The organism is Bifidobacterium apis, assembly GCF_036986835.1.
GTDB lineage: Bacteria > Actinomycetota > Actinomycetes > Actinomycetales > Bifidobacteriaceae > Bombiscardovia > Bombiscardovia apis_A.
The window spans coordinates 215921-242362 of sequence record NZ_BTXD01000001.1; the positions used below are offsets into that span (position 1 = coordinate 215921).

The following is a 26442-nucleotide window of genomic DNA, read 5'->3' on the forward strand; positions in this document are numbered from 1 at the left end:
CCCTGATATTGGAAAACTGGTATTGACACGCCTCTGTTGACAGCGATGATTTAACGTTTTATCGTAATCATACGACAGCGATAAAACGTTAAACCAATGGCGTGAACGCTGTACACCGGATGATGATGAAGCGTCGACTTTCCGTGGAATTGCGGGGGAGAGTAATGCCGGCCATCAACCTCACGGTCACGGCGACCGGGCGGCGGATGACCGCTGATGCGGGAATCGATGCTGACGAGAATGTCGCGTGACAGCTCGTCTGATTCCGGTTGACCGGAGTTCCGAGAGGAACGGAAACGAGGAAATCAATGGAGAGCCGGAAGAAATCAATTCTATGCGTTGACACGGGCGTGGACGATGCCCTCGCACTTTGCTATGCCCTGTCTCACGAGGATCTTGACCTGATCGGGATCTGTGCCTCCTACGGCATGGCTACCGTCCCCAAGACCTACTCCAACACCAAGCACATTGTGAACAGTCTTGGCAAGGGCGACCAGATTCCGGTTTACATGGGATCTGAAAAGCCGTTGCAGCGTGATCGCGAATATTCGGGCACTTTTCATGGCATGGATGGACTGGGCAATCAAGATCTTCCTGATATCAGTGGCGATGCCACTCCAGAGGAGTCGGTCGACTTTATCGTTGACAGCATCAAACGTTACGGGGAAGATCTGCAGATCATCACCACTGGGCCTATGACCGACATGGCCAAGGTGTTGCTGCGATTCCCTGACGGTCCACTTCCTGGCTTCAGCATGGTCAGTATGGCTGGTGCGGCTATAACCCCAGGGAACTGCAATCTTTATTCCGAGGCGAATGTGATGGTAGATCCAGAAGCGGCCAAGATCTGCTTCGAATCTGGAGTGCCCATCACCATGGTTGGCTTGGACGTCACCAGGAAGACTCTGCTGACTGAAAAAGAGTTGAAGGTCTGGCAGGGCTATGACAGTGAAAGCGCCAAGATTCTCAGCAAGGCCGTGGGGTTCTATCTTGAGGCCTACCGGGTTCACCACCCCTATCTGGCCGGCTGCGCTTTGCACGATCCTCTGGCTGTTGGTGTAGCCATGCATCCCGATCTGGTCACTACCATCCCGATGAACATCACCGTCGTCACTTCTGGGGAAGCCGATGGCGATACCGTGGAGAACCTCGACAAGGTGGCCGAAGAGCCTACCACCAAGGTGGCGCTGAGCGTAGACGGCGAGCGGTTCATGAAAGACTTCTACGCCCATATGGACGCGGTACTTCGCTAGGAAAGGCAATCGAGAGCAATGAACGAGAAATCTACCGACGAGCTTGAGGAGTCGTTGATCCTCAAGGCTATGCCTTTCATGATCTTCATCTGCTTCATGCAGGTTTTCAGCGATAAGATGTTCGGCATCGTTTCGCCCGACATTGCCGGGACTTTCGCCCTTTCTCCGGCTCAGGTGGGCTGGCTGACGACCATTGCATCCCTGGTATTCGGTGTGGGTGGCGCCATCTATTCCACGCTGTCAGACGATGTATCGCCGCGAAAGCTATTCACTGTCGGAACGGCTATGTTCGGAATTGGCTCCATCCTGATGGTTGCCTTCCAGTTCTCTTTCTGGCTGATTATCGCCGCCAGATCGGTGCAGGTAGCCGGCGCTGCTGTTATTCCAGGATGTTTCGTGGTCTTCGTGCGCAAGTATCTGTCTGCCGATAAACAGGCCAAGTACCTTGGTTTCAATACAGCCATGTATCAGCTGTCAGCTGCCTTGGGTGCCGTGTTCGGCGGATTCGTCAGCAAGTACCTGTCATGGCAGATGACCATGATCGTGCCTGTTATAGTGCTCATCGCCCTGCCTGCTGTTCGCAAATATCTTCCCGACAAGGCCAAGGAGACCGGCAAGCAGCCTGCCGAGCGTATGAATGTGGTTTCCATCGTGATCTTTTCGATTGCTTTCGCGCTGATTCTTATGGCCATCAACAAGAACACGATTATGTGGTGGGGCTTGGCGCTTGTATCCGTCGTGATCTATGTGATCTGCTCCAAGATGGTCAAGAACCCCATCATCGATATCACCCTGTTCAAGGTACCCAAGTTGGTGTCGGGTTCGCTGGTCGGTGCCATTGTCTACGGGGTACAGATGTCGTTCTTCTTCGTCTTCCCCTTCCTCATCAAGGCCAATTACGATGTGAGTAGCGCGACCGTCGGCATGATGTACTTGCCTGCTAATATCTGTGCATTTCTCTCCGGCATGTCATCAGGATTCATCACCAATAAGATTGGCTCGAAGAAAGGCTTCCAGTTGGGATGCCTGATCATCCTGCTCTCGCAGTTGATGTTCGGATTCTGCCTGGGCGGAAACATCATCTTCATGTGGATAGCCCTTGCCCTGTTCGGGGTTGGCTATACGGTTATCTACCCGGCATATAATTCGATTCTGCCGAATTCTCTGCCCAATGATGTTGTAGGTCGGTGCATGGCTGTCAACAATCTGCTCAACCGATTGATCAACACGGCCATGATAGCCGTTGCAGGCGTGCTCATGTCCGGCTCTGGTCTGGCCAAGAAGATCATTCCTGCCATGGGCCACACAGATCAGTCATTCATCTATTCCAATGTCTGCTTCATCTTTGCGGTGGTCATTGTCATAGGCATGGTGTCCTACTACTTCGTCTTCAAGAACGTGAAAGAGGACAAGCAGCAGGCCTGACGAGAATATTGCGAATTCATCGGCATTTCATGACTGGTTCCCTGCTGTCCTTTGGACTGGTGGGGAACCTGGCATGGACCCGTAGCGCTGGGAGTGTATCTCTTGGCGCGGGAAGGAACCATGATGAAACGTGGTTTGCGATATGACTTCTCGCTGCTGGCCCTCCTGCTCATACCAGTAGGCGTTTCGGTCAACGTGGTGGGTTATCAGCTGTCCTCGATTCTGAAATTCCCTATCTTCATCGATCAGATAGGCACCCTCTTTGTGTCAATGCTCGGCGGGCCCTGGGTGGGCTTGGTGACGGGACTCATGGGCAATGTAATCAACGGCATGCTCAATCCTGTGGCCTTCCCCTATGCTTTGGTCGCCATGACTACAGGGTTTGTTGCCGGGCTGCTCTCCCGCTGGCGGTGGTATACGAACATCATCGGCGCAGTAGCCGCCTGCTTTGTGATCAGCATTGCGGCGGCCGTGGTCAAGGCGCCGGTCACCATAGCTGTTTTTGGCGGAGTTACTGGCGCCGGTAGTGATCTGCTGACAGCAGCCTTGCTGGTGACGGGGACCAGCCTGATCAAGTCGGTTTTTTCGACCAGCATCTTCACCGCAGTGGCCTCTACAGCCATCGATGTTTCGGTCAGCTGGGTGATCCTGCGCAAGTTGCCCGACAGGTTCCTGATCAAGTTCAATTACGGATCCCCTTATGTCAGGAAGGTCGCCACGGCATCATGATTGGTTTCATAGATCGACTGTATCCGTCCTCCAAGGCAGCCATGGTGCTGCTTGCCATCCTTGTCGGTATCTTCACCCCTGGGTACATTCTGCAATATGCCATGTTCCCGGTCTTCCTGTTGCTGGCAATCATGGCCGGTAACGGCATGAGGTTCTTCAAGGCCTTTCTCTCGTCCGTCGGCACGGTCGTCCTGGTGATCTTCCTGGTGCAGGTCTTCATTGTCCGCTATCCAGACAGCGCGCATATCTGGGCGTTCATTGCCTTGTCTCCTACCGGTCTGGACAAGAGCCTGGGAATCACTTCCAGAATCGTATCCAGCGCTTCGGCCATCATGTGGTACTTCCAGGTGACCACGCCCAAGGACATGGTCTACGCCATGGAACAAGCGCATTTTCCCAAGAAGGTTACCTTTGTGATCATGTCGACCATTGGCATGGTTCCTCAGGTGATCAATCGTTCCAGGACCATTATGGATGCGCAGAAATCCCGCGGCATCGAGACCGAGGGCAACGCCTGGGCACGGGTGAAGTCCTTCGTGCCCATGTTGGGACCATTGATTTTCTCCCTAATTCAGCAGACCGAGGAACACGCTCTGGCATTGCAGTCACGGGCCTTTCTGGCGCCTGTACCCAAGACCTCCCTTTATCGCCTTGACAAGCACACGATCGATCGGGTGATTCAGGTGATCTGCTTGCTGCTGTTGATTCTGTTCATCGTCTGGAGGGTCTGGAAATGAGTGTCATCAGTCTGGAACATGTGGGATACCGTTATCCTCTGGGCCATGAGGATGCCGTGCATGATGTCTCCTTCCAGGTGGAGCAGGGGCAGGTCTGTGCGCTTCTGGGTGCCAATGGGTCGGGGAAGACCACTATCTGCAATCTGATTCGCGGCTTCATACCGCGCTTTTACCGGGGAGAGCCGACGGGTCTGGTTCAGCTGGCCGGGCGGCCTGTGGAGCAATATGACGACGCGGAACTGACTGAAACCATCGGCTACTCCTTTCAGAATCCTTTTACGCAGATGTCCGGTGTCAAGGACAACGTGCGTGAGGAGATCGCCTATGCGCTGGAGAACCTTGGCATAGAGAGGGAGGCGATAGCCGCGCGTGTGGATGCCATGATTGATCTGCTTCACCTGGACGACATCGCTGATGCCAATCCTCTGGAACTTTCCGGGGGGCAACGGCAGCGAGTGGCCATTGCCGCGGTGCTGGTGACGGACCCACCCATTGTCGTTTTGGATGAACCCACCTCTCAGCTGGATCCGCAGAGCACCGAGGATGTATTCAACATCATCGCTCTGCTCAAGCGCCAGGGCAAGACCGTCATCCTGGTTGAGCACAAGATCGATCTGGTGGCCCGTTACAGTGACCTGGTCATCCTCATGGAAGATGGCCGGGTTGCCATGAGTGGGCCAGCGCGTCGTGTGCTCACCGATCCGCAGGTCTTGGATCACGGCGGTCAGTTGCCCGAGGTCACCCGCTTCTTCCTGGAACGCAACCAGAAGCTGGGGTTGAATGATCCCGTGCCGCTCTCGGTCGAGGATGCCATAAAACGTTACGGACGGAAAGGGGCCTGAAGATGGCCTATCTTGAGTTGGACAAGGTCGGATATACCTATCCAAACGGATATCAGGCTCTGCGGGAGGTCAGCCTGTCCTGCGAGCTTGGGGAAGCTGTTGCCATCATCGGCCGCAACGGGGCCGGAAAGACCACCATGGTCAAGCTCATGAACGGACTGCTCAAGCCCACTCATGGTCGTGTCACGGTGGACGGGACTGCAACTGATCAAGAGGATGCCGCTCATGTGGCAGCCAAGGTCGGCTATGTCTTTCAGAATCCGGATGATCAGATCTTCCAGGACAGCATCCGCCGGGAAATAGCCTATGGGCTGGTGAAAAAGCATGTTGCCCGGGACCGTATCGGGGGGCGGGTCGCCTGGGCCGCTGAAGTCTGCGGTTTGGGTGACAGCCTGGATTCCCATCCCTATGACCTTCCCTTCTCGCAGCGCAAGTTCGTCACCATAGCCTCGGCTTTGGTTATGGACCCTCAGGTGCTGATTCTGGACGAGCCTACCGCCGGTCAGGACAGGGCCGCTACGGACCTGCTGGCAGGGATAATCCAGCAGGTGACGGCAATGGGTAAGACGGTCATCACCATCAGTCATGACATGGAGTTCGTCACTCGTCATTTCCAGCGGGGCATTGTCATGGCCGACAGACAGATTCTCATGGATGGGCCCATCGCTCGGATCTTCAGGGATGATGATTTGCTCGAACAGGCTCATCTGGCCCGTCCCTATCTGGCGCAGTTGGCCCAGGCCTGGGGCTTCCACGACGTGCTCACCTCTGAGGATTTCATGGCGGCCCTGCCCCAGACATCATTACTGACAAATCAGTGACACTGCCCCCCCCCCCCTGGATAAGGCTCCAGCGGTTTATGAAGTCTGTGTGCCTGATTGAGTTGGGGGGCTCTGCTCGTTTTCCCTAGAGGTAGTGCACTCCATGCGATTCTCAATGCGTCACAATCAGTGGTAGTTGGCATAGAATATTTATGCCGGTTGAAGTGCAGTCGTGTTGATGGTGACACGCGGTTGGGGCTGGCGCGATATCGGATTTCAAAGAATTACTTGAATCAATGGAGATCATGAGCGCTTCTCGGTCTAGTGCCATCACCTGTTTTCATTGAATGATGCCCGTGCATCGGTCCCCAGGCGGCATCGTGAGAGGGGTGAAGGATCGAATGGAATATTCGCTCATGACCAAGCTGGCCGCTGAATGTGTCGGCACCGCCATATTGATGATTTTCGGCAACGGCGCGGTCGCCGACGTGGACCTGGAGGGCACCAAGGGCCACCATTCCGGCTGGCTCACCATTGCCATGGGATATGGCTTCGGAGTCATGTTTCCCGTGCTCATGTTCGGCGGGGTATCCGGAGCCCACATCAACCCGGCCATGACTCTGGGACAGGCCGTCATCGGCATCTTCCCCTGGAGTCAGGTTCTGCCTTATATTCTGGCGCAGCTGGTCGGAGCAGCCCTGGGTCAGCTGGTTGTCTATGTCTGCTACTTCCCGCACTACCGCATGACCAAGGAGCCAGCGCCGATTCTGGGCACCTTCTGTACAACTGATGCCTCGGGCTCGATGGTCAACTATTTTATCAATGAGTTCTTTGGCACGCTGGTGCTGGTCCTGGGAGCCCTCTGCTGTTTGCAGGGCCCATGGGGGTCTAAGGGGTTGGCCGCCGCCTCCATCGTTGTCGGCTTGATCGTCTGGGGGCTGGTCACCTCTCTGGGCGGTCCCACTGGCCCTGGTCTGAACCCTGCACGAGACCTGGTGCCGCGCTTCCTGCACTGGATTCTGCCCGTGCCCAATAAGGGGGACTCACGCTGGGGCGAGGCTTGGATTCCAGTGGTGGCACCCATCGCCGGTGCCATCGTCGGAGCCGCGATTTTCAAAGTTCTTTTCGCTGCCTGATCAGCAGCTTGGTGACAAGGCCCCAGGCTCCATTTTGGAGGCTCAAGACCTTATTTATTGCGTTGCCAAGCTTGTGGGTAGTCAAGCTTGAATGGTTCGTCCTGCCATGGATATTATTGACCATATATGCCCGATTCCTCGCAATGAGTGCATCGGAGATGGGAAGGCAGGTACGACCATGGGGCGTCTTCAAGGCAGGAAAGAGCGCGAGCCGTTTGTGCTCGAGCATGCCAGTATCGCGACCGGTGATGAACAAGGCACGGTCCAGAAGGATATGTCTGTTCTGGTGTCCGCGGACGGCCGGATAGAACAGGTCTGCCCGACCCCGCTGGCCTACGTGCCTTCCGGATATCACCGGATCAACGCTACGGGCAAGTTCGTAGCACCTGGACTCATCAATGCCCATACCCATCTCTTTGCCGATGGCAAGCCATTGTCTGGTGGTACGGAACTCTCGCCGCGTGTGGTCAATGCCGGCTTGAAGGTGGTGCACAGCCCTGCCGGCAGAGTCCTCATGGACGCCAGGATCAAAGGCAACGTTTCTACACTGTTGAACTCGGGCGTCACGACCATTCGTACCCTGGGCGATGTGGGCTATGAGGCGGTTCGTCTGCGCGACAAGATTGATGCCGATGAACTGACCGGTCCGCGCATGCTGGCTGCCGGCCCACTCTTGGCGATTCCAGGAGGGCATGGCGATCCTTTCATCGCCCTCTCCTGCTCCTCTCCAGAAGAGGCCAGGCGTCGAACCAGGGAGAACCTGGATCATGGTGTCAATGCCATCAAGGTGGCTGCGACCGGCGGCGTCACCGATGCCACCAAGCTTGGCGAGGCCGGCAGCCCGCAGATGACCGAGGAGGAAATGGCCGCAGTCTGCGATGAGGCCCATGAGTTTGGTGTGCTCGTCGCAGCACACGCTCAGAGTCCCGAGGGTGTCAAGGCCGCTCTCAAGGCAGGCGTGGACACCATCGAGCATGGCAGCGCCCTTGACGACGAGATGATCGGACTCTTCCTTGACAATCCGCGCTCGCTTCGTGGTTTCTCTGCCCTGGATCCCACCCTGTCCGCCGGGCTGCCGCTGGTCAAGATCAGCCAGCAGGAGCTGGGGATCAGCGATATAGTTCGTGGCAACTCCGAGCTGGTCGTCGATGGCATGGTCAAGAGCGCCAAGCAGGCTCATGAGAACGGCATTGCCGTCGGCGTTGGGACCGACACCGGCATGACCTTTGTGCCCCAGTACGGCACTTGGCGAGAACTCGACTATCTGGTGCGGTACGCTGACTTCACCCCGGCTCAGGCCTTCCACGCCGCCACCCAGGTCAATGCCCGAAACCTGGGCTTCGACAATGTCACTGGTTCGGTCGACACGGGCAAGGATGCGGATCTGATCGTCCTTGACGAGGACCCTGCCAAGAATGTGCGGACCCTGGCTGACCCCAAGTTGGTCATTGTTCGTGGCAAGCCGGTCTGGCGCCCTGAGGTCAAGCACTTCGAGGAGATCGATCGCTTGCTCGACAGCTTCTGACCATTTACCTTGCGTGACCATTCAAGGGCATGTAGTAGTTTGACTGCCTGATGGTTCCTCGATGACCGGGTGGCATGCAAGCATGTCGGTATGCACAAGGGAGAACCGATAGTGGACCAGGTCGGCCAGGCCAAGGTCGTAGGAAGGTTGGCACCTTCGCCAACCGGGCGAATGCATCTGGGCAATATCTATGCATGTCTGGCGGCCTGGCTGGGTGTCAGGTCACAAGGGCCTGGCGGGGTTCTGCGGCTTCGCATCGAAGACATAGATACGCCACGGGTGGTCAAGGACGCTGATCATTGGATCATGGATGACCTGGCCTGGCTGGGATTGGATTGGGATGGCGAGGTGGTCTACCAGTCCCAGCGTGCCGATGCCTACAGGCAGGCATTGAAGCTGCTGGAATCGCAGCAATTGGTCGGCGGGCAGCCGCTGATTTATCCCTGCTTCTGTTCCCGTGCTGACATCCGCGCGGCATCGGCGCCGAATGAAGGCGACGGGTTCATCGTCTATCCCGGCACCTGCCGAGGACTTTCCCCTGAGGTGGTCAGTGAAAGGATGGCTCGAGGGCAGCGGCACAGTCTGCGAATCGCAGTCCCTGATCAGCCCGACAAACCGGATGCCATCTGTCGCTTCGACGATCTGATTTTTGGCCCGCAGTCCTTCAACTTGGCCAGGCAGGTCGGCGATGTGGTCGTCAAACGTTCGGATGGTTTGGTTTCCTACCAGTTGGCGGTGACGGTGGATGACCTGGCCATGGGTGTCAACCAGATCGTGCGGGGAAGGGACCTGCTGAGATCAACGGCCATTCAGATGTGGATCCGGAATCATCTTCAGCCGCAGGCTCCTCGCGTTCAATATGCGCATCTGCCTCTGATTGATGGTGTGGACGGCAGGAGGATGTCCAAGCGTTTCGGATCGCCGGACCTGGGATTACTGAGAAGAGACGGCTGGTCGTCCAGGCAGGTGTTGGGGGTCTGTGGCTGGCTTCTGGGAATCTTGGACCGTCCCAGACCTGCCAGTGCTCGGGAACTGCTGGATGGTTTCACGTGGAACACTCTGACCGCTGACCGCAAGGACCGGCAGCTAAACCTGAGCGAGCTGAACGTTTCTGAAGCAAAGCCGAGTCTGTAGGTTCTTCGATACTGAATTTTGTCGCTCGTTTCCGACGTCGGCTTTCTCCCGGGCTTGTAGGCTTGCAGGTATGAGCCACTGGCTACCATGGCCTCAGTCAAGGCTTCCGGATTTTAAGGAGGTAGCGGGTCATGGTCGCCTATATGGACCACAAGGATCTGGGCAATCGGCAGATTAGCAGGGAACGGGCCGTGCAGATTGCGGATGGGGTCAAGCGTGTGGCCGACAGGATCGCCAAAGCGGAAGACTCCGCTGGTCGAAAAGAAGGCTCGGTAACCCTGCTGGCGGCCACCAAGACCCGCGATGTGGGCGAGATTATGGCAGCCATTGATGCCGGGGTGCGTCGGATCGGCGAGAACCGTCCTCAGGAGGTCACCGCCAAGGCCCAGGGATTGCTGGAGCTCTGTCGGGACAGGGGACTGGCTCTCGGCACCGACGTTGTAGACAGTGATTCATCAAGCGCCAGCCTGGGCTTCCACCTTATCGGGCAGCTCCAATCCAACAAGATCAATAAGATCCTGCCATATGTCGACACGGTCGAGTCGGTCGACGGGCCCTCGCTGGCTCGGAAGCTGGCCACGCGGGCACTGGCTGCAGGCAGGACTGTGGGCATACTCCTGGAGGTCAACGAGTCCGGCGAGCAGGCCAAGTCGGGATGTGCCCCCGACCAGGCCCTGGATCTGGCCTATGAACTGGCAGCTATGGAGGGGATTCAGCTTAAGGGTTTGATGACCGTCGGTGCACATGTGGACGATGAGGCCATCATCAGGAGCGGATTCGCCCATTTGCGCGGTCTGCGCGACCGCATCAGGGATTCTGGGGAGCCGGGCACCGACACCTGCACCATGCTGTCCATGGGAATGACCGGAGACATGGAGTATGCAGTGGCTGAGGGGTCGACCGAGGTTCGTGTAGGCACAGCCATCTTCGGCCCGCGGGCTTTTATCTGACCAGCCACTGCCTGTTTCGGAACCCGAACCTATCAAGCGGCCCGGCCTGGGGCTAGACTGTGCCCTATGAGAATCGCGCGTTTTTCCTACAAGGACACCCCACGATATGCCTTCGTCCAAACTGATAAGCAGGACGGCAAGGATTACCTGGTCGAGCTGAGCGGCTACCCCCTGACCGGTCAGCAGGTCGAGCCCACCGGCAAGCGTTACCCCCTGGACGACGAGGATGTGCGGCTGCTGGCTCCGGTCATCCCCTCCAAGATCTACGGGGCGGCCAAGAACTATCGAGCTCACGCCGCCTACATGGCCGAGCATGGCCAGTCCTCGGACCCGGAGCCTCCGGAGAAGCTCATGCTCTTCATGAAGCCCTCCACCTCGGTCATCGGCCCTGACGACCCCATCGTCAAGCCTTCCTACAGCAAGGACATGAACTACGAGCCCGAGGTTGCCGTTGTCATGGGCAGGATGGCGCGGAAGGTGAGCGTCAACGAGGCCATGGACTATGTGCTGGGCTACACCTGCGTCAACGATGTGACCCTGCGCGATCTGCAGAAGAACGACCCAATGTGGACCCGCTGCAAGGGCTTTGACACCGCCTGTCCCCTCGGGCCTTGGATCGAGACCGACCTGGACTATCGGGATGCGAAGATCTCCTTCAGGCTCAACGGGGAAGAGGTGCCTGAGGCAAGCGGCACCACTGCCAACCTGATTCACTCCATTCCTGAGCAGATCGCCTTCATCTCCAGTTTCGCCACACTGCTGCCCGGCGATGTCATCATGACCGGTACCCCTAACGCCACGGGTTCCTTGAAAAACCGTGACGAGGCCACTGTCCAGGTGGAGGGAATCGGCTACCTGCGCAATGTGGTCATTGACGAGTAGCAAATAGCAGGAAAACAAACGATATAAAAACTTGAGTCGTTTAGGCTCAAGTTTGGGAATAGGTGTCCTCCTTTCGCTGTTGTAGAAGACAGATGAACCCGTGACGGGGTCTGGTTGAGTGATTCTGCTGGCCCCGCCGAAGAATGTTGGAGGATGCTCTATGAACGAAAACTTCACCACCATGGCTCAGCAGGCCATAGGCGATGCTATCCAGTCGGCCTCGGCGGCCGGCAACCCCCAGGTGGATGTGCTCCATCTGTTGGACTCCTTGCTGCGTCAGCAGTCCGGCGTGGTTCCTGGACTGATCCAGGCCGCAGGTGGTGACAGCCAAAGAGTCGGCGCCGAGGTCCGTCAGGCCCTGGTGGCTCTGCCGTCGGCCAGCGGATCCACGGCCTCACAGCCCGATGCCAGCCGTCAGCTCAGCATGGCCCTGGCCCAGGCTGAGAAGGAAATGCAGGCCATGGGGGACGAGTACGTCTCCACCGAGCACCTGCTCATCGCCATCGCCCAGGGTCCCTCGCAGGCCGCCGATATTCTGAATCGGAATGGTCTGCAGGCCGATACCCTGCGCAAGGCTGTGCCCCAGGTGCGCGGCGGCGCCAAGGTGACCAGCCCGGATGCCGAAGGTACCTACAAGGCCCTGGAGAAGTACTCCACCGATCTGACCGCCCAGGCCAAGGAGGGCAAGCTGGACCCGGTCATCGGCAGGGACCAGGAAATCCGTCGTGTCATGCAGATCCTGTCGCGGCGCACCAAGAACAACCCTGTTCTCATCGGCGAGCCCGGCGTGGGCAAGACAGCTGTGGTCGAGGGGCTGGCCGAGCGCATCGTGGCTGGCGACGTACCTACCACCCTGCAGGGCAAGAGGCTGATCTCACTGGATCTGAGCTCCATGGTGGCTGGCAGCAAGTACCGCGGCGAATTTGAGGAACGACTCAAGGCCGTCCTCAACGAGATCAAGAGCGCCAACGGCCAGGTCATCACCTTCATCGACGAGATTCACACCATCGTCGGTGCTGGTGCCGCCGAGGGATCCATGGATGCGGGCAACATGCTCAAGCCCATGTTGGCCAGGGGTGAACTGCGCCTGATCGGCGCCACCACCTTGGACGAATATCGGGAGAACATCGAGAAGGATCCGGCTCTGGAGCGCCGCTTCCAGCAGGTCTTCGTGGGTGAGCCCTCCGTGGAGGACACCGTGGCCATCCTGCGTGGTCTCAAGCAGCGTTACGAGGCCCACCACAAGGTGACCATCGGTGATGACGCCCTGGTGGCTGCGGCCACGCTATCCAACCGGTACATCTCTGGTCGTCAGCTCCCTGACAAGGCCATCGACCTGGTTGACGAGGCTGCTGCCCACCTTCGGATGGAGCTGGACTCCCAGCCTGAGGAGATCGACGAGCTTCAGCGTCGCGTCACCCGTCTGGAGATGGAGGAGATGCAGCTGAAGAAGGCTGATGACCCCGCCTCCAAGGATCGTCTGAGCAAGCTGCAGGCCGAGCTGGCGGACTCCCGCGAGAAGCTGGGTGGTCTCAAGGCCCGTTGGGAGAACGAGAAGGCTGGCCACAACAAGGTTGGCGACCTGCGTGCCCAGTTGGATGCCAAGCGGGTCGAAGCCGACAAGGCCACCCGTGAAGGGGACCTGGAGAAAGCCTCCCGCATTCTCTATGGTGAGATCCCTGGCATTCGCAAGCAGCTGGCCCAGGCGGAGAACGCGGCCGAGCAGGCCAAGAACGCCTCTAATGACGCTGGTCCCGATGGGGCTGACATCGCCGGGGGGCCGGCCCAGGAGCCCATGGTTCCTGACCACGTGGATGCAGATTCCGTGGCCGAAATCGTCTCTGACTGGACCGGTATTCCTGTGGGACGGCTCATGGAGGGCGAGAACGAGAAGCTCCTGCATATGGAGGACTACCTGGGCAAGCGGGTGGTTGGCCAGCAGGAGGCCATCCATGCAGTCTCCGACGCAGTCCGGCGCTCGCGTGCCGGCATCGCCGACCCCGATAGGCCCACAGGATCCTTCATGTTCCTGGGCCCCACGGGCGTAGGTAAGACGGAGCTGGCCAAGGCTTTGGCAGACTTCCTCTTTGACGACGAGAAGGCCATGGTCCGCATCGACATGTCAGAGTACATGGAGAAGGCCTCGGTCTCCCGGCTGATTGGCGCTGCCCCCGGCTATGTGGGCTATGAGGAGGGCGGCCAGCTGACCGAGGCCGTGCGTAGGCGGCCCTACTCGGTGGTCCTCTTCGATGAGGTGGAGAAGGCCAACCCTGAGGTCTTCGACCTGCTCCTGCAGGTCCTGGATGACGGCAGGTTGACCGATGGCCAGGGCAGAACGGTGGACTTCAAGAACACCATCCTGATTATGACCTCCAACCTGGGCTCGCAGTTCCTGGTCCGGGACGACCTGGACGAGGAAGGCAAGCGCAAGGCCGTCATGGATGCTGTGCACGCCAATTTCAAGCCCGAGTTCATCAACCGCTTGGACGATCTGGTCATCTTCCATCCGTTGACCCGCGACGAGCTGGGTTCCATTGTGGACATCCAGGTCAAGCAGGTGGCCCAGCGGCTGACCGATCGGCGCATCACTCTGGATGTCACCGACTCCGCTCGGGAGTGGCTGGCCAACATGGGCTATGATCCGGCTTTCGGCGCTCGTCCGCTGCGTCGACTGGTCCAGACCGAGGTGGGCGATCAGCTTGCCAGGATGCTGCTGGCTGGCAAGGTCCACGACGGCGACACGGTCCTGGTGGATCAGACCGGCGGCGACCACCTGGAGCTGACCGCCTGGCCCACTGAAAACCTGGTCGATGACTCGGTCACGGTCGACGATGTGACGGCTGATGGCGACGCTGATGCTGATGCCGGTGATGCCGGACGCGATGGAGGTCGTGGCCGTCATGCCGCACGTGGCGACGATCAAGGTCAGACCCAGTCTCACTGAGGTCAATTGGGTTCGACATCCGGGATCATTCCCGGGTGCCGAACCTTTTCGCTCCACAGACTGTCTTTGTGGATTCAATCCATAGCAGCAGCCGGGTCCTTGCCCTCTTGCATGGACTCCCACTGGCTATCGACGATGATCTGGGGGCGTCGTGCCGCGACTGTTGGAAGCTGGTCCGTGTCGATCAGGGCAAGGTGCAGCCAGCGACGGCGCAGGTGCCGCAGCCGGTGCAGACGACGAACGTTGAGCATGGCCAGGATGGTTGACAGGGCACCTGTTACTGCTGCGATCATGGGGTTGAGCATCCAGCCCAGGAAGGGTTGGCAGATTCCGGTGGCAATGACCAGGGCGATGATGTTGTAGACAGTGGACCAGGTCAGATTCTGCCTGATGACCCGGGTGGTGGCTCGGCTCAGTTCTATGGCCCTACTGGTCCCGTCCAGGTCGCCCTGGTGCAGGATCAGGTCCGCCTGCGGCAGGTCGATGTCCTCTGCGGCATCGTCCGTGTGGGTCTGGGGTTTTGGATCTAGAGTGATGTCTACTCGAGCCTTGGCCGTCAGTTTTGGATCCGCTGTAGTTCCAGCCGCCAGAGCCACCAGGCTGGTTCGGCCCTGCTTTGCAGCGGAGGCGGTTTCTTGACCGGTCCGATCCGCTGGAACGCCCTTGCTGGTCCGTGTCAGGTCGTGATTGAGCCGATCCATGCACTCACGCTTGCGCTCGGGGGTCAGCCGGGTAATCAGCATATCCACGCCCGCCTGACGGGCCGCCCGCTCAATCCTGTCGTCCGGCTGGCGGCTCCCATCCAGAATCAGGCTGCTCACCCGAAGGGCACGTAGATGGGCAGCGGCCCGGGTCAGGGATTCCGTGTGGGCACCCTGTACCTCCGAGTCGTCGGGATCCAGCAGAGAGGAGTCGTCCAGAATCAGGGTGCGTACCCGGCCCAGGTGGTTCATGGCCCGTGGTGAGGTGAAGAGCAAACCGTGGGCCAGGCCCGTCTCCAGGCTGGTTCGGAAGGCCAGGGGGATGGACATGGCTGCGACGGCAGGGCAGGCGATGGTCAGCACACAGACGGCATTGCCTACGGCATGGGCCAGGTGAGGCTGTGGTCCTAGCATGAGCCAGAGCATGAAGGTCCAGACAGCCAGAATCATTATCAGGGCTATGGCTGTGTGGACGATACGGTCCATCCTGCGCATGGCGGGGGATCGCTCGACCAGAGCCTGAGGAATGATTTTCACGAGCCTGGCTGCATAGGTGTTGTCACCGGCGGCATCCACGCGGATGGACAATCGGCCTTCCAGGATCTTGCTGGAGGCCAGGATTCGGTCACCGGGTCCGCATGGCCGGGGCCTGTCACCGCCTGTCAGCTCGCTGTCGTCCACCAGGGCCGACCCTGACTCCACAACCCCATCGGCGGCCGGGCGTTCTCCTGTGCGTACCAGGAGCAGATCGCCTGGGTGGATCCGGTCACGTGCAAGGATTTGGGCGGGAACTGTCTGCGGATGCTCGGAATCGGCCACCAGGCCTGAGGCTGGCCGGATCTCTGTCAGGTGGTTCAAAGAGGCCACCAGGGAGGCTTCCATTTTGGTGCCGATGACCCGGGCCAGCAGTAAGAGGCTAATGACCACGCCGACCAGATCGAAGTAGGGGGATCGGGAGCCCTCAGGCAGCAGGGATCCGGCCAGGCAGGTAGCCAGGCTGTATAGGTAGGCCAGACTTGTGGCCAGCATGGCCAGGAGATCTGGGCTGCAGCGGTGTTCGGTCATGGCCTTCCACCCGTCCATGAGTATCCCGCGGCCGCAGTAGAAGATAACTGGAGTTATCAGAATAGCCTGGACCCAGGGGCTGGTCAGCCAGGAAGGAATCAGATTGGGGCCGAAGCGATCGAACAGGTCCAGAACCAGAACGGGCGCGGTCAGCAGGGCGCTGATGATGGTAGGCCTGAGCAGACGATGGCTGCGGGAGTCCAGATCGGCCCCCCATTTGCCCCAATCCTCGGGATCGCGCCAGGGGTGGTTGGCCGGGGAGTCCGTGCCTGCATCCTGGTCGCTGATATGAGCCGACGGCATAAGGAAGTACCAGATGATCAGCCAAGTGACCGCACAGGCCACGACCAGATCGGCTATCGCCAGGAAGATATCGATACCCACGGATCTCCTTCGGTCTTGCTCCAACCCCTTAATATTTCCTATTCTGCCCTTTATTGCGGCCCGGCGCCGGTCATAAGGCCGATTCCTTGCGGAAAAAACGAATTCTCGAATTATCGCCGGCAGCCTGCCGTGCCGACCTGGTTTTCGGGTCCAGTGCTGGAGGTTTACTAGAACATATGTTCGATTCTACGTCATCAGTAGTTATGGTGGTGCTTCTCCTGCTGATCGGTATAGTCCTGGGAGGACTGGCCGGGTATGTGCTGGGTCGCGCCCAGGGTCGGAAGGCCGTCGGCATGGGGTCCGACGGCCAGGTGGATGAACTGCGTGCGCAGCTGGATCAGGCCCAGGAACGGTTCCATGGATCCGATGCGGCTCTGGTCGAGGCACGGACCAAGGTGGACGGCCTGAACCGCGAGCTCTCCTTTGTCAAGTCCCAGCTGGCCCAGGCCCAGCAGGCCGAACAGATCAGAATCGAGCAGGAGCGCCGCCGTACACAGGCTCAGGAAGAGGAGAAGCGGCGCAGGCAGGCTGAGAGCATGGAGGAGGAGAGCAAGGTGCTCTCGGCTCTGGCCCCGGTGCAAAAGAATCTGGACGCCCTACAACACAAGGTTGCCCAGATCGAGGAGGGCCGCAAGCAGGAGATGGGCTCCCTGGGGCAGCAGCTGAAGAGTCTGGGCGAGCAGCAGGGGCGACTGGACAAGGAGACCAGTTCTTTGGCTTCGGCCCTGCGCAACAACAAGGTACGCGGCGCCTGGGGCGAGGCTCAGCTCAGGAATATCGTCGAATCTGCGGGGCTCTTGGAGCATGTGGACTTCGATACTCAGGTAGTGGTCACGGCCTCGGATGGTCGCGTCCTGCGCCCCGATATGGTGGTCCATCTGCCCGGCGGCAAGACCATTCCGATTGATGCCAAGGCCCCTTATTCCGACTACCAGCGGGCCTGCGAGATCCCAGACACTGCCTCGGACGATGAGTTGCACCGCCGGGACGAGCTGCTCAAGGCGCATGCCCGGGCCCTGCGAGAGCACGTAAAGGCCCTGGCCGACAAGGAGTATTGGAACGCCTTCGAGACGGCCCCGGACTTCGTGGTGGCCTTCATTCCCAACGACTCCCTTCTGCAGGCCGCCCTGGAGGTGGACCCCACCCTGATGGACGATGCTTTCGCGCAGAAAGTGGCCCTGACCTCGCCGGTGACCCTCTGGGCTGTGCTCAAGTCGGTGGCCTACGCCTGGCAGCAGCAGAACCTGTCAGAGGATGCCCGCACCCTCTTCACGTTGACCCACGAGCTCTATGACCGCTTTGTGGTCCTGGGCGATCGGGCCAACAAACTGGGCCGCTCCATCACTGCCACGGTGACCGCCTACAACAAGTTCGCCTCCTCTTTGGAGTCGCGCGTTCTGGTCACCGCCCGCAAGCTACAGCAGATGAATCCCTCCAAGGTCATCGATTCGGTCGACATGATCGATTCGGACAAGGGCAATATCAGGGAGCTGACCGCCCCGGAAGTTTTGCCCGACCAAGGGCAGTGAGTGCCGCTTAGGGGCCACCGGCGCTAGTCTGATAAGCATGAACGAGGCAACGAAGAGACAAGAGGGTTCATCCTTCAGGCCCACTGGGTCGCCTGATTTGGTCGGGCGCGAATCCGACGTGGACCTGCCTGGGCCGGTCGATCAGCTGCGTGAACTCCTGGCCCAGGAGATCGGCGGGCGTCCCTTCACCGAGCTGAGCGGGGTTACCTTTCATCATCGCGGGGCCGAACTCGCCGGTCATGTGCTTCTGGACACCCTGGAGGATGCGGGCTATTCAGTCGACGACTTCGATGCGGTCGGGGCCTTGACGGCCGCCGCCGTGCCACTGGCTGATGCCATGCTTCATGCCGCAGCCTCACGCGGCCAGGATCTGGACGCCTTCGTCATGGACTTCGTCTACCCCTCCATCAAAGGCCCATCCATCAAGGGTAGGCGGGTCATCCTGCTGGATGCCTGGCTGGGCCGGAAATCCTATGTGCAGACCTCGTCCCTGGTCACTTTGGGCAAGAATGACGAACTCAATCTTGACTGCGGGATCATCCAGCGTCAGGGTGCCAAGACGTTGGCCATCGCCTCGCTGGTGGGTGGCCGGACCGATGGCAGCGTTCAGGTGGTCGATCCAGTTGACGGCTCCCGGCAAAGACTGCCTTTCATCTGCGCCTACCAGGAGGATCAATTCGTCGGTGCGGCAGACGACTCTCCGGTGCGGTCATGAGAGACCCAAATCCAATTACCCGAGCGGCCATGGCATCAGATGAGCCGGTCTTCCGCCAGGTGGGGGTCGGCCCCTGGCAGGAAGAGCATCCCGAGCAGCCCCTGCCGACGGACCCGCGCTATGACCCTGAACTGCTGGAGCAGGGGGATCGGCGCAACGTTTTGGATCGTTACCGATATTGGAAGGTCGATGCCATTCGGGACGACCTGGATCGCCGGGGCCGCCATGACTTCGAGGTGGCTGTGGAGAATTGGACCCACGATTTCAATATCGGCTCCATGGTCCGAACCGCCAACGCCTTCGCCGCCCGCCGCGTCCATATAGTCGGTCCTCACAAATGGAACCGCAAGGGCTCGTTGATGACCGAGCTCTACCAGCATGTGGTCCACGACCCCGACATAGCAACCATGACGGCCACCCTGCGAGAAGAGGCGGCCGGGCAGGGGGAGTCCACCCCCCGCATGATCGCCATCGACAATGTCCCCGGGGCCGTCCCCATGGAGACCTATCGCTTTCCCCGTCGTTGTCTGCTCATGTTCGGCGCCGAGGGGCCGGGCTTGTCCGAGAAGGCCTTGGAGCTGGCCGACGATGTGGTCTACATCTCCCAGTTCGGATCGGTGCGCTCCATCAACGCCGGGGCTGCGGCTGCCGTGGCCATGCACTCCTGGATCTGCCAGCACGCGGAGGTGGCGGGGCCATGATTGTCATCGACGCGCTGACCAAGCGCTTCGGCTCCCGCAAGGCACTGAACCGTGTCTCCTTCACGGCCAGGGACGGTCGGGTGACCGGTTTTGTGGGGCCTAAAGGCGCCGGCAAGTCGACCACGCTGCGCATTGCTCTGGGGCTGGTTCGCCCTGATGCAGGAAAGGCCCTGTTCGATGGCCAGCCTTTCGTCCGGCTCTCATCGCCCATGCGGACAGCAGGCGCGGTACTGAATCCACGCAACGCCCATCCTGCCTGCAAGGCCAGGGACCACCTGCTGGCCCTGGCCGCAGTCAATGGCATTGATCGACGTCGGGTGGACCAGGTGCTTGAGATGGTAGGCCTGCAATCGGTCGCCGACAGGTCGACGGGATCCCTTTCTCTGGGGATGAGTCAGCGGCTGGCCCTGGCCGCTGCCCTGCTGGGTGAACCGCACAACCTGGTTCTGGATGATCCCCTTGATGGTCTGGATCCGGGTGGAGCCGAGCGAGTGAGGGACATTTGGCGCGGTCTTGCCTCACAGGGCAGGGCAGTCCTCCTGAGCTCCCGTAAGATCAACGAGGTGGCTCAAATCGCCGACGATCTGGTCATCATCGCCAAGGGAAGGATCCTGGAGAGAACGACAGTGGCCCGATTCATTGGCGAGCACTCCCGTGACTCCATCTATGCGGTGACCCCACAGCCGGATCAGTTAAAGGCCGCCCTGGCCACGGCTGCCGGAATCAGCGTCACCCGTCTGCCGCCAGACGAGAGCTGTCCGCCCGATGCCGCCCGCTTCCGCATCCAGGGCGCGCCCCTGGCTTCGACGGCCTCGATTCTGGCCCAGGAGGGTGTGGTTCTCTACGACTTCCAGCCGGAGGAAGTTTCCTTGGAACAGGCCTACAAGGACATCATCCACGGCAGAGGGGATATGCGACCATGAGTGCCGACAATGGCCGTCGAGTCCGGCGGAGTCGGCGAGAAGTACCCGCAGGACCTGATAACGCAACCCCACGGCATGGCTCCGCCTTCACTCGGCTGCGTCGGACCTCGGGGCTGTCCTTCCTGGATTCGCGTCGCCCGTCCGGTCAGCTGACCCTTTTCGGGGCGGTCCGAGGGGAGCTGCGCAAGATACTCTCCCTACGATCTACCTGGGTCCTCCTCCTGATCGTCATGCTGTTACAGCCATTGAGCACCGGCCTGATGGCCTGTGCGACCCGGGTCCTGGCTGGCCCGGGTTGGCAGAGCAATCACCTTCCGGATCACCTGCTGCCTGCCTCCGGTGACGTTTTCCGGTCGGCCATCGCATCGGGCCTTTTCCCGGCCATGGTCGTGGCGGGCATGCTGGGGGTTCTGGTCCTTACGCGTGAGTTTTCCGGAGCCACCATTGAGAGCACGCTGACGGCCAATCCTCGTCGGGGCATGGTCCTGATGGCCAAGGGTCTTGCCTTGGCCTTATTGACTTGGTTGGCGGCACAGATAGGCCTGCTGCTCAGCTGGATCCTGACGACACTGCTTCTGTCGGGCGGATCGGGGGCCTTGCCTGCCTACAAGCCCGGGCTGGTCCTGATTGATTTGCTGGGTGGCCCGCTCATGGTGGTCCTCTTTGCTTTGATGGCCCTGGGTCTGGGGGCCGTGAGCCGCTCCAAGGCTGGTGGGATCGGCCTGTTCCTGGGGCTGACCGTGATTCTGCCATTGATTCTGGGACTCCTGGCGGGTTTGGTCCCTCATGCCGACTGGCTGCAGATTCCCTTCAGCCTGACCCCAACCAGCCTGCTGAGCACCTTCCTTTCAGGTCTGGGCCAGGCAGCAGGTGCAGGCATAGGATGGTGGCCCACCTGGTGGCAGTCGGGCCTGATCATGATGGTCTGGACGGCTCTATGCTGTGCTCTGGGAACCCTGGTCTTTAGGCGCGCAGACATCGGTTGACCCTGTCTTCTGCGTGTCATAGAGCACCCATATGATAAGTAGTATGCCAACTTTTACACGTGAAGAGATCAAGCACTTGGGCGATTTGGCCCGGATTGCTTTGACCGATCAGGAGGCTGACCGCCTCAAGGGCGAACTCAACGTGATCGCCGATTCCATTACCAAGGTTCAGGAGGTGGCCGGCGACGACGTGCCCCCCACTGCCAATCCCATTCCTCTGGAGGCCTACCTGCGTCCCGATGAGGCTGAGGAACCACTGACCCAGGAGGCTGCTCTCTCGGGGGCACCGGTCACCGAGTCGGGCATGTTTGTGGCCCCGCGCATTCTGGGTGAGGAGTGAGACGATGAGCGCACAGGAAGAATTGGTCAAGCAATCCGCCTCCGACATGGCCGCACAGCTGCGGTCGGGGCAGGTCTCCAGCCGCGAGCTGGTCCAGGCTCATCTGGATGTGATCGAAGCCGCCGAGCCCAGCATTGATGCGTTTTTGCAGGTGAGCGCCGATCAGGCCCTGGAACAGGCTGACGCCTTCGACCAGCGTCTGGCCCATGACGGCGCCGAGGGGCTGCCGGAACTGGCCGGCGTTCCCATTGCCATCAAGGACATGATCGTCACCAAGGGCATTCCCACGACGGCCGCATCCAAGATCCTCGAGGGATGGGTGCCGCCTTACGATGCCACCGTCATCAAGAAACTCAAGACCGCAGGGATGCCCATTCTGGGCAAGACCAACCTGGATGAGTTCGCCCAGGGATCCTCCACTGAGCACTCGGCCTTCAAGCCCACACACAACCCCTGGGACACCGAGCGGGTCCCGGGCGGCTCGGGCGGCGGCTCGGCCTCGGCAGTCGGCGCCTTTGAGGCCCCTCTGGCTCTGGGCACCGACACCGGCGGGTCCATTCGCCAGCCCGGATCACTGACCGGCACCGTGGGCGTCAAACCTACCTATGGCGGTGTCTCCAGGTTCGGGGCCATCGCCATGGCCTCCTCCCTGGATCAGATTGGTCCGGTCTCCAGGACCGTGCTGGATGCGGCCCTGCTGCAGGAGGTCATCGGTGGCTATGACCGCCGAGACTCCACATCAATTCCCAAGCCGGTTCCCCCTCTGGTCCAGGCCGCTCGTCAAGGTCAGAATCGCGATTTGAAGGGCCTCAAGGTGGGGCTGGTCAAGGAGTTGGGCGGCGAGGGCTACCAGCCCGGCGTCGAGGCCCGCTTCAACGAGGCCGTCTCGTTGCTGGAGTCCATGGGCGCCGAGGTGGTCCAGGTCTCCTGCCCGCACTTCCCCTATGCGCTGGCCGCCTACTACATCATCATGCCTTCCGAGGTCTCCTCCAACCTGGCCCGTTACGACGGCATGCGCTACGGACTGCGGGTCATGCCCCCCGAAGGCGTCCCACAGACGGCTGCCAACATGATGGCTGCCACCCGTGAGGCCGGGTTCGGCGACGAGGTCAAGCGCAGGATCATCCTGGGCATCTACGCCCTGTCCGCCGGGTACTACGACGCCTGGTACGGCTCGGCCCAGAAGGTTCGCACCCTGGTCATCCGCGACTTCGAGAAGGCCTTTGAACAGGCCGACGTCCTGGTCTCGCCGACTTCGCCGACCACGGCCTTCCGCTTTGGCGAGAAGATGGACGACCCGCTGGCCATGTACCTGAACGACGTGGCCACCATTCCGGCTAATCTGGCCGGCACTCCGGCCATGTCGATTCCCGCTGGGCTCAGCGACGACGGGCTGCCTGTCGGCTTCCAGTTCTTCGCCCCCCAAATGCGTGATGAGGTCATGTACCGGCCTGCCGCAGCTCTTGAGGCGGCCCTGGAGGAGCAGTGGGGCGGGCCCATTTCCAAGAAGCTGTCCACCCCCTGGCTGGATGGCCTGGCTCAGGGATCGACCAAGTAGGCATCGGAAGGAAACGGAATCACAATGGCTGAAAAACTTATGAAGTACGCCGATGCCGTGGCCAAGTACGACCCGGTGTTCGGCCTGGAGGTCCATGTCGAGCTCTGCACCAACACCAAGCTCTTCTGCCCGGCCCATATCGAGTTCGGCGGCGAGCCCAACACCCAGCTGACCCCGGTCTCCCTGGGCCTGCCCGGCAGTCTGCCCGTGGTCAACAAGACCGCCATCGACTATGCGGTCAAACTGGGCCTGGCCCTGCACTGCAAGGTCAACGAGTGGAGCCAGTTCGCCAGGAAGAACTACTTCTACCCGGACATGCCGCGCGACTACCAGATCTCCCAGTACGACAAGCCCCTGAATGGCGAGGGCTACCTGGATGTGGAGCTGGACGACGGCAGCATCTTCCGTGTGCCCATCGAGCGGGCCCATGTGGAGGACGACGCCGGCAAGAACACGCACGTGGGCGGGGCCGATGGCCGTATCGAAGGCGCCGACCACTCCCTGGTGGACTACAACCGTGCCGGTGTCCCCCTGGTCGAGATCGTGACCAAGCCCATCGAGGGCGCCGGGGCACGCACCCCCGAGGTGGCAGGGGCCTATGTCCGGGCCATCAGAGACATCGTCCGGGCCCTGGGCATCTCCCACGCCCGGATGGAGCAGGGCAACATGCGTGCCGACGTCAACGTCTCCCTGCACGCCGGGCCGGACGCCCCTCTGGGAACCCGGTCGGAGACCAAGAATGTCAACACCTTCAAGGGCATCGAGAAGACCCTGACCTACGAGATCCGCCGACAGGCGGCCCTGCTGGAGTCCGGTGGGGAGGTGCTGCAGGAGACCCGCCACTGGGACGAGTCCACACAGACCACTGCGGGCGGCCGGGTCAAGTCCGATGCCAACGATTACCGGTACTTCCCCGATCCTGACCTGGTCATGGTCCATGTGACCAAGGATCATATCGAGGAGCTCAGGGCCCAGATGCCTGAGATGCCGCGCGAACGCCGCGCCCGTCTCAAGAAGGAGTGGGACTTCACCGACCGGCAGATGCAGGACGCGGTCAACGCCGATGCCGTGGACCTGATCGAGGATACGGTCAAGGCCGGCGCCACGGCTGCCGGAGCCCGCAAGTGGTGGCTGGGCGAGATCTCCCGCGAAGCCAACGCCCGTGGGGTCAGCCTGCAGGAGCTGCCCATTTCGGCTCAGGATGTCGCTGATGTGGAGCAGCTGATCGCTGACGGCAAGCTCAATGACAAGCTGGCCAAGCAGACCGTCTCCGGCGTGTTGGCAGGCGAGGGCAAGCCGGCCGAGGTCGTCAAGAAGCACGGCTACCAGGTGGTTTCGGATGACGGGGCCCTGGACGCAGCCGTCGATCAGGCCCTCAAGGACAACCCGGACATCGTGGCCAAGCTCAAGGGCGGCAATATGAAGCCCATGGGCGCTATTATCGGAGCGGTCATGCGGGCCACCAAGGGTCAGGCCGATGCCAAGGCGGTCAGCAAGATCGTCATGGAGCGCATCGCCAAGTCCTGACCGCGCCCGGTCCGCCGGACCGGTCCCATCGGGTTCGGACCGGCGGACTGCCTGGCTTCTCATGGTTTTCCCAGGGGCGAGGGATTACAATTGATTGCCATCGCAAGGTGGCGATCATGGAGGTGACGTGATGTCTATGAGCGGCAGGGGCAATGACCGACCGCAAACGCAATCCGAGGGATCCGAAGACGCGGCGAACAGACAGCTGCCAGACCGGATTGAGATTCCCTACATCCGGGGCGAAATGTTGCACCTGCGGCCGGCCGTCATCGCTGATCTGACGGCGATGGACCAGCTGGAGGCCTTCTACAATTCCACCGGAATCACCGGTAAGGGGCCCAGTGCCGAACGAGCCGTGGTCAACGCTTGGGTGCGACGGTCGGTGGCCTGGTCCAAGGGTCTGGCTGCCCGTGATTCGGGCGTGGGCGATCCAGAGTCCCGTCGCACCCTGGCCTGGGCCATGGTCACTGATGCGGATACCGACCAGGACGGCTCGCCCGATGCTGATGCCACCAAGGGGGTCATCGGCATGATCTTCCTGATCGACGTGGACGGCTGGTCCCGTTCGGCCAGGATCCAGGTGGTCCTGGGCAGGCACTTCCGCGGACGTGGCTACTCCCGGGATGCCATGCCCAGAATCATGACCTACGGATACGCGGCTGCTCCTACAGGGCTGGGCCTGCACCGGATCTGGGTGGCCGTGCCGGAGAAGAACACACGCTCAATCTCCGTCTACCAGTCCCTGGGATTCATGATCTCGGGCACCTCCCGTGATGCGCTCTGGGATGCCGAGAACGGCAAGTATCAGGATCAGATCGTCATGGACGCCCTGGTCGACGAGTACGATCCCATCCGTTCTTTGAATGCTTTCGGCATGCATGTCATCCGCGAAAACCCCGGTGTGGCTGAAGCCCTTGTTGCACATGGATATGCAGCGGATGAGGATGGTGGTATCAGCGAAGCAAAGTCCAAAGAGTCCACCTCGGCATCTCAGGATTCGCAGACGTCAAGCGAACAGATCGGTTTGGCCCCGAAGAGTGGTTCACATTCAGGAAAATCTGCTGGAGGCCACGCAGGACCCAACGGCAGGAATGACAAGACGGCGGGCCCTGGTCAGACGGACGCCAAGGATGCGGGGAGGAAGTCCGGTTCCGAAGAACCCGTTGCCGAGCGGTCTGGCGAGGAGCATACAGCGTCGGATTGGGCCTACGGGTCGGCTGAGGCCAAGCGATCCAAGCGTGCCTGGTGGCGTACGCTTGGCCATGGCCGTGATCGCGCGAATGGAGGTAGTCGATGAGTGCTGAGGATCTCGACAACTACGAGACCAACGCCGAGCTGGCCTTGTATCGCGAGTATCGGGACGTGATCAAGCTGTTCACCTACGTTGTCGAGACCGAACGGCGGTTCTACCTGGCCAACAAGGTGGACTTCAACGTCCGATCCGCTGGGCAGGACGTCTACTTTGACGTTCGACTGACCGATGCCTGGGTCTGGGATGTCTACCGGTCCAGCCGGTTTGTCAAGAACGTCCGGATCGTCACTTTCAAGGACGTCAATGTGGAGGAAGTGCAGAAGACGGACATCGATATCCCTGACTCGCTGGGCTAAACAGTGCGCAGGGGCGAGCATCATCACGTCTGCACCACGCAATGGCGGGAATTCGTGTGGGAAGTCGCTCGGTAGCATCTGACTGGG

23 protein-coding genes are annotated in these 26442 nt (G+C 60.3%); 22 read left to right on the plus strand and 1 reads right to left on the minus strand.

What is annotated here, in order from left to right; all coding sequences use genetic code 11:
• The first annotated feature begins 308 nt into the window (after positions 1–308).
• The 12 genes from AACP62_RS00835 (at position 309) to clpB (ending at position 14318) form a co-directional block, all read left to right on the plus strand.
• Positions 309–1253, plus strand: coding sequence for a nucleoside hydrolase (locus tag AACP62_RS00835; RefSeq protein ID WP_029678230.1), 945 nt, complete (start codon positions 309–311; stop codon positions 1251–1253).
• Between the two features lie 18 nt (positions 1254–1271).
• Positions 1272–2678 carry an MFS transporter gene (locus tag AACP62_RS00840; protein ID WP_029678229.1) on the plus strand — a complete coding sequence of 469 codons (1407 nt, stop codon included), beginning with the start codon at positions 1272–1274 and terminating at the stop codon, positions 2676–2678.
• A gap of 123 nt (positions 2679–2801) precedes the next feature.
• A complete protein-coding gene (locus tag AACP62_RS00845; RefSeq protein ID WP_029678228.1) occupies positions 2802–3407 on the plus strand; it encodes a histidine kinase in 606 nt (201 codons plus the stop codon).
• On the plus strand, positions 3404–4144 hold the full coding sequence (locus AACP62_RS00850) for an energy-coupling factor transporter transmembrane component T (RefSeq protein WP_339345719.1): 741 nt from the start codon (positions 3404–3406) through the stop codon (positions 4142–4144). Before AACP62_RS00845 ends, AACP62_RS00850 begins: the two co-directional genes overlap by 4 nt.
• Positions 4141–4986 (plus strand): energy-coupling factor ABC transporter ATP-binding protein, encoded by an 846-nt coding sequence (locus AACP62_RS00855; RefSeq protein ID WP_339345721.1) that lies wholly within the window; start codon positions 4141–4143, stop codon positions 4984–4986. The genes AACP62_RS00850 and AACP62_RS00855 overlap by 4 nt, the downstream gene beginning before the upstream one ends.
• Before the next feature lie 2 nt (positions 4987–4988).
• Entirely contained in the window at positions 4989–5807 is an 819-nt protein-coding gene (locus AACP62_RS00860; protein WP_339345723.1) for an energy-coupling factor ABC transporter ATP-binding protein, read from the plus strand.
• Positions 5808–6148: 341 nt separating this feature from the next.
• A complete protein-coding gene (locus AACP62_RS00865) occupies positions 6149–6883 on the plus strand; it encodes an MIP/aquaporin family protein (RefSeq protein WP_339345725.1) in 735 nt (244 codons plus the stop codon).
• Between the two features lie 178 nt (positions 6884–7061).
• Entirely contained in the window at positions 7062–8408 is a 1347-nt protein-coding gene (locus tag AACP62_RS00870) for a metal-dependent hydrolase family protein (RefSeq protein ID WP_029678222.1), read from the plus strand.
• Positions 8409–8498: 90 nt separating this feature from the next.
• Positions 8499–9542: a tRNA glutamyl-Q(34) synthetase GluQRS gene (gene gluQRS, locus AACP62_RS00875; RefSeq protein ID WP_339345728.1), complete on the plus strand. Its 1044-nt coding sequence runs from the start codon at positions 8499–8501 to the stop codon at positions 9540–9542.
• Positions 9543–9673: 131 nt separating this feature from the next.
• Positions 9674–10492: a YggS family pyridoxal phosphate-dependent enzyme gene (locus tag AACP62_RS00880; protein WP_339345729.1), complete on the plus strand. Its 819-nt coding sequence runs from the start codon at positions 9674–9676 to the stop codon at positions 10490–10492.
• A 66-nt stretch (positions 10493–10558) separates the two neighbouring features.
• Complete coding sequence (locus tag AACP62_RS00885; RefSeq protein WP_339345731.1) at positions 10559–11374, plus strand: fumarylacetoacetate hydrolase family protein; 816 nt, start codon at positions 10559–10561, stop codon at positions 11372–11374.
• A gap of 160 nt (positions 11375–11534) precedes the next feature.
• The gene (clpB, locus tag AACP62_RS00890; RefSeq protein WP_339345733.1) at positions 11535–14318 is read left to right on the plus strand and encodes an ATP-dependent chaperone ClpB; all 2784 of its coding nucleotides are present in this window, start codon (positions 11535–11537) and stop codon (positions 14316–14318) included.
• Between the two features lie 74 nt (positions 14319–14392).
• On the opposite strand, the gene AACP62_RS00895 is transcribed toward clpB, so the two are convergent.
• Positions 14393–16468 carry a P-type ATPase actuator domain-containing protein gene (locus AACP62_RS00895; protein ID WP_339345734.1) on the minus strand — a complete coding sequence of 692 codons (2076 nt, stop codon included), beginning with the start codon at positions 16466–16468 and terminating at the stop codon, positions 14393–14395.
• Between the two features lie 176 nt (positions 16469–16644).
• Between AACP62_RS00895 and AACP62_RS00900 the strand changes: the two genes are divergently transcribed.
• The 10 genes from AACP62_RS00900 to AACP62_RS00945 all read left to right on the plus strand — a co-directional run bounded on the left by AACP62_RS00900 (position 16645) and on the right by AACP62_RS00945 (position 26355).
• Complete coding sequence (locus AACP62_RS00900; RefSeq protein WP_339345736.1) at positions 16645–17997, plus strand: DNA recombination protein RmuC; 1353 nt, start codon at positions 16645–16647, stop codon at positions 17995–17997.
• Between the two features lie 37 nt (positions 17998–18034).
• Complete coding sequence (locus tag AACP62_RS00905; RefSeq protein WP_339345738.1) at positions 18035–18712, plus strand: type I phosphoribosyltransferase; 678 nt, start codon at positions 18035–18037, stop codon at positions 18710–18712.
• Positions 18709–19413, plus strand: coding sequence for a TrmH family RNA methyltransferase (locus AACP62_RS00910; protein WP_045935827.1), 705 nt, complete (start codon positions 18709–18711; stop codon positions 19411–19413). Before AACP62_RS00905 ends, AACP62_RS00910 begins: the two co-directional genes overlap by 4 nt.
• Positions 19410–20336 (plus strand): ATP-binding cassette domain-containing protein, encoded by a 927-nt coding sequence (locus tag AACP62_RS00915; RefSeq protein ID WP_339345741.1) that lies wholly within the window; start codon positions 19410–19412, stop codon positions 20334–20336. The genes AACP62_RS00910 and AACP62_RS00915 overlap by 4 nt, the downstream gene beginning before the upstream one ends.
• Positions 20333–21322, plus strand: coding sequence for an ABC transporter permease subunit (locus tag AACP62_RS00920; protein WP_339345743.1), 990 nt, complete (start codon positions 20333–20335; stop codon positions 21320–21322). Before AACP62_RS00915 ends, AACP62_RS00920 begins: the two co-directional genes overlap by 4 nt.
• A 43-nt stretch (positions 21323–21365) precedes the next feature.
• Entirely contained in the window at positions 21366–21662 is a 297-nt protein-coding gene (gatC, locus tag AACP62_RS00925; protein WP_015022515.1) for an Asp-tRNA(Asn)/Glu-tRNA(Gln) amidotransferase subunit GatC, read from the plus strand.
• A gap of 4 nt (positions 21663–21666) precedes the next feature.
• Positions 21667–23220: an Asp-tRNA(Asn)/Glu-tRNA(Gln) amidotransferase subunit GatA gene (gene gatA, locus AACP62_RS00930; RefSeq protein ID WP_339345745.1), complete on the plus strand. Its 1554-nt coding sequence runs from the start codon at positions 21667–21669 to the stop codon at positions 23218–23220.
• A 24-nt stretch (positions 23221–23244) separates the two neighbouring features.
• The gene (gene gatB, locus AACP62_RS00935) at positions 23245–24747 is read left to right on the plus strand and encodes an Asp-tRNA(Asn)/Glu-tRNA(Gln) amidotransferase subunit GatB (protein WP_339345747.1); all 1503 of its coding nucleotides are present in this window, start codon (positions 23245–23247) and stop codon (positions 24745–24747) included.
• Positions 24748–24991: 244 nt separating this feature from the next.
• Positions 24992–26044 (plus strand): GNAT family N-acetyltransferase, encoded by a 1053-nt coding sequence (locus tag AACP62_RS00940; protein ID WP_339346498.1) that lies wholly within the window; start codon positions 24992–24994, stop codon positions 26042–26044.
• Positions 26041–26355 (plus strand): DUF2469 domain-containing protein, encoded by a 315-nt coding sequence (locus tag AACP62_RS00945; protein ID WP_015022511.1) that lies wholly within the window; start codon positions 26041–26043, stop codon positions 26353–26355. The genes AACP62_RS00940 and AACP62_RS00945 overlap by 4 nt, the downstream gene beginning before the upstream one ends.
• Positions 26356–26442: the final 87 nt, after the last annotated feature.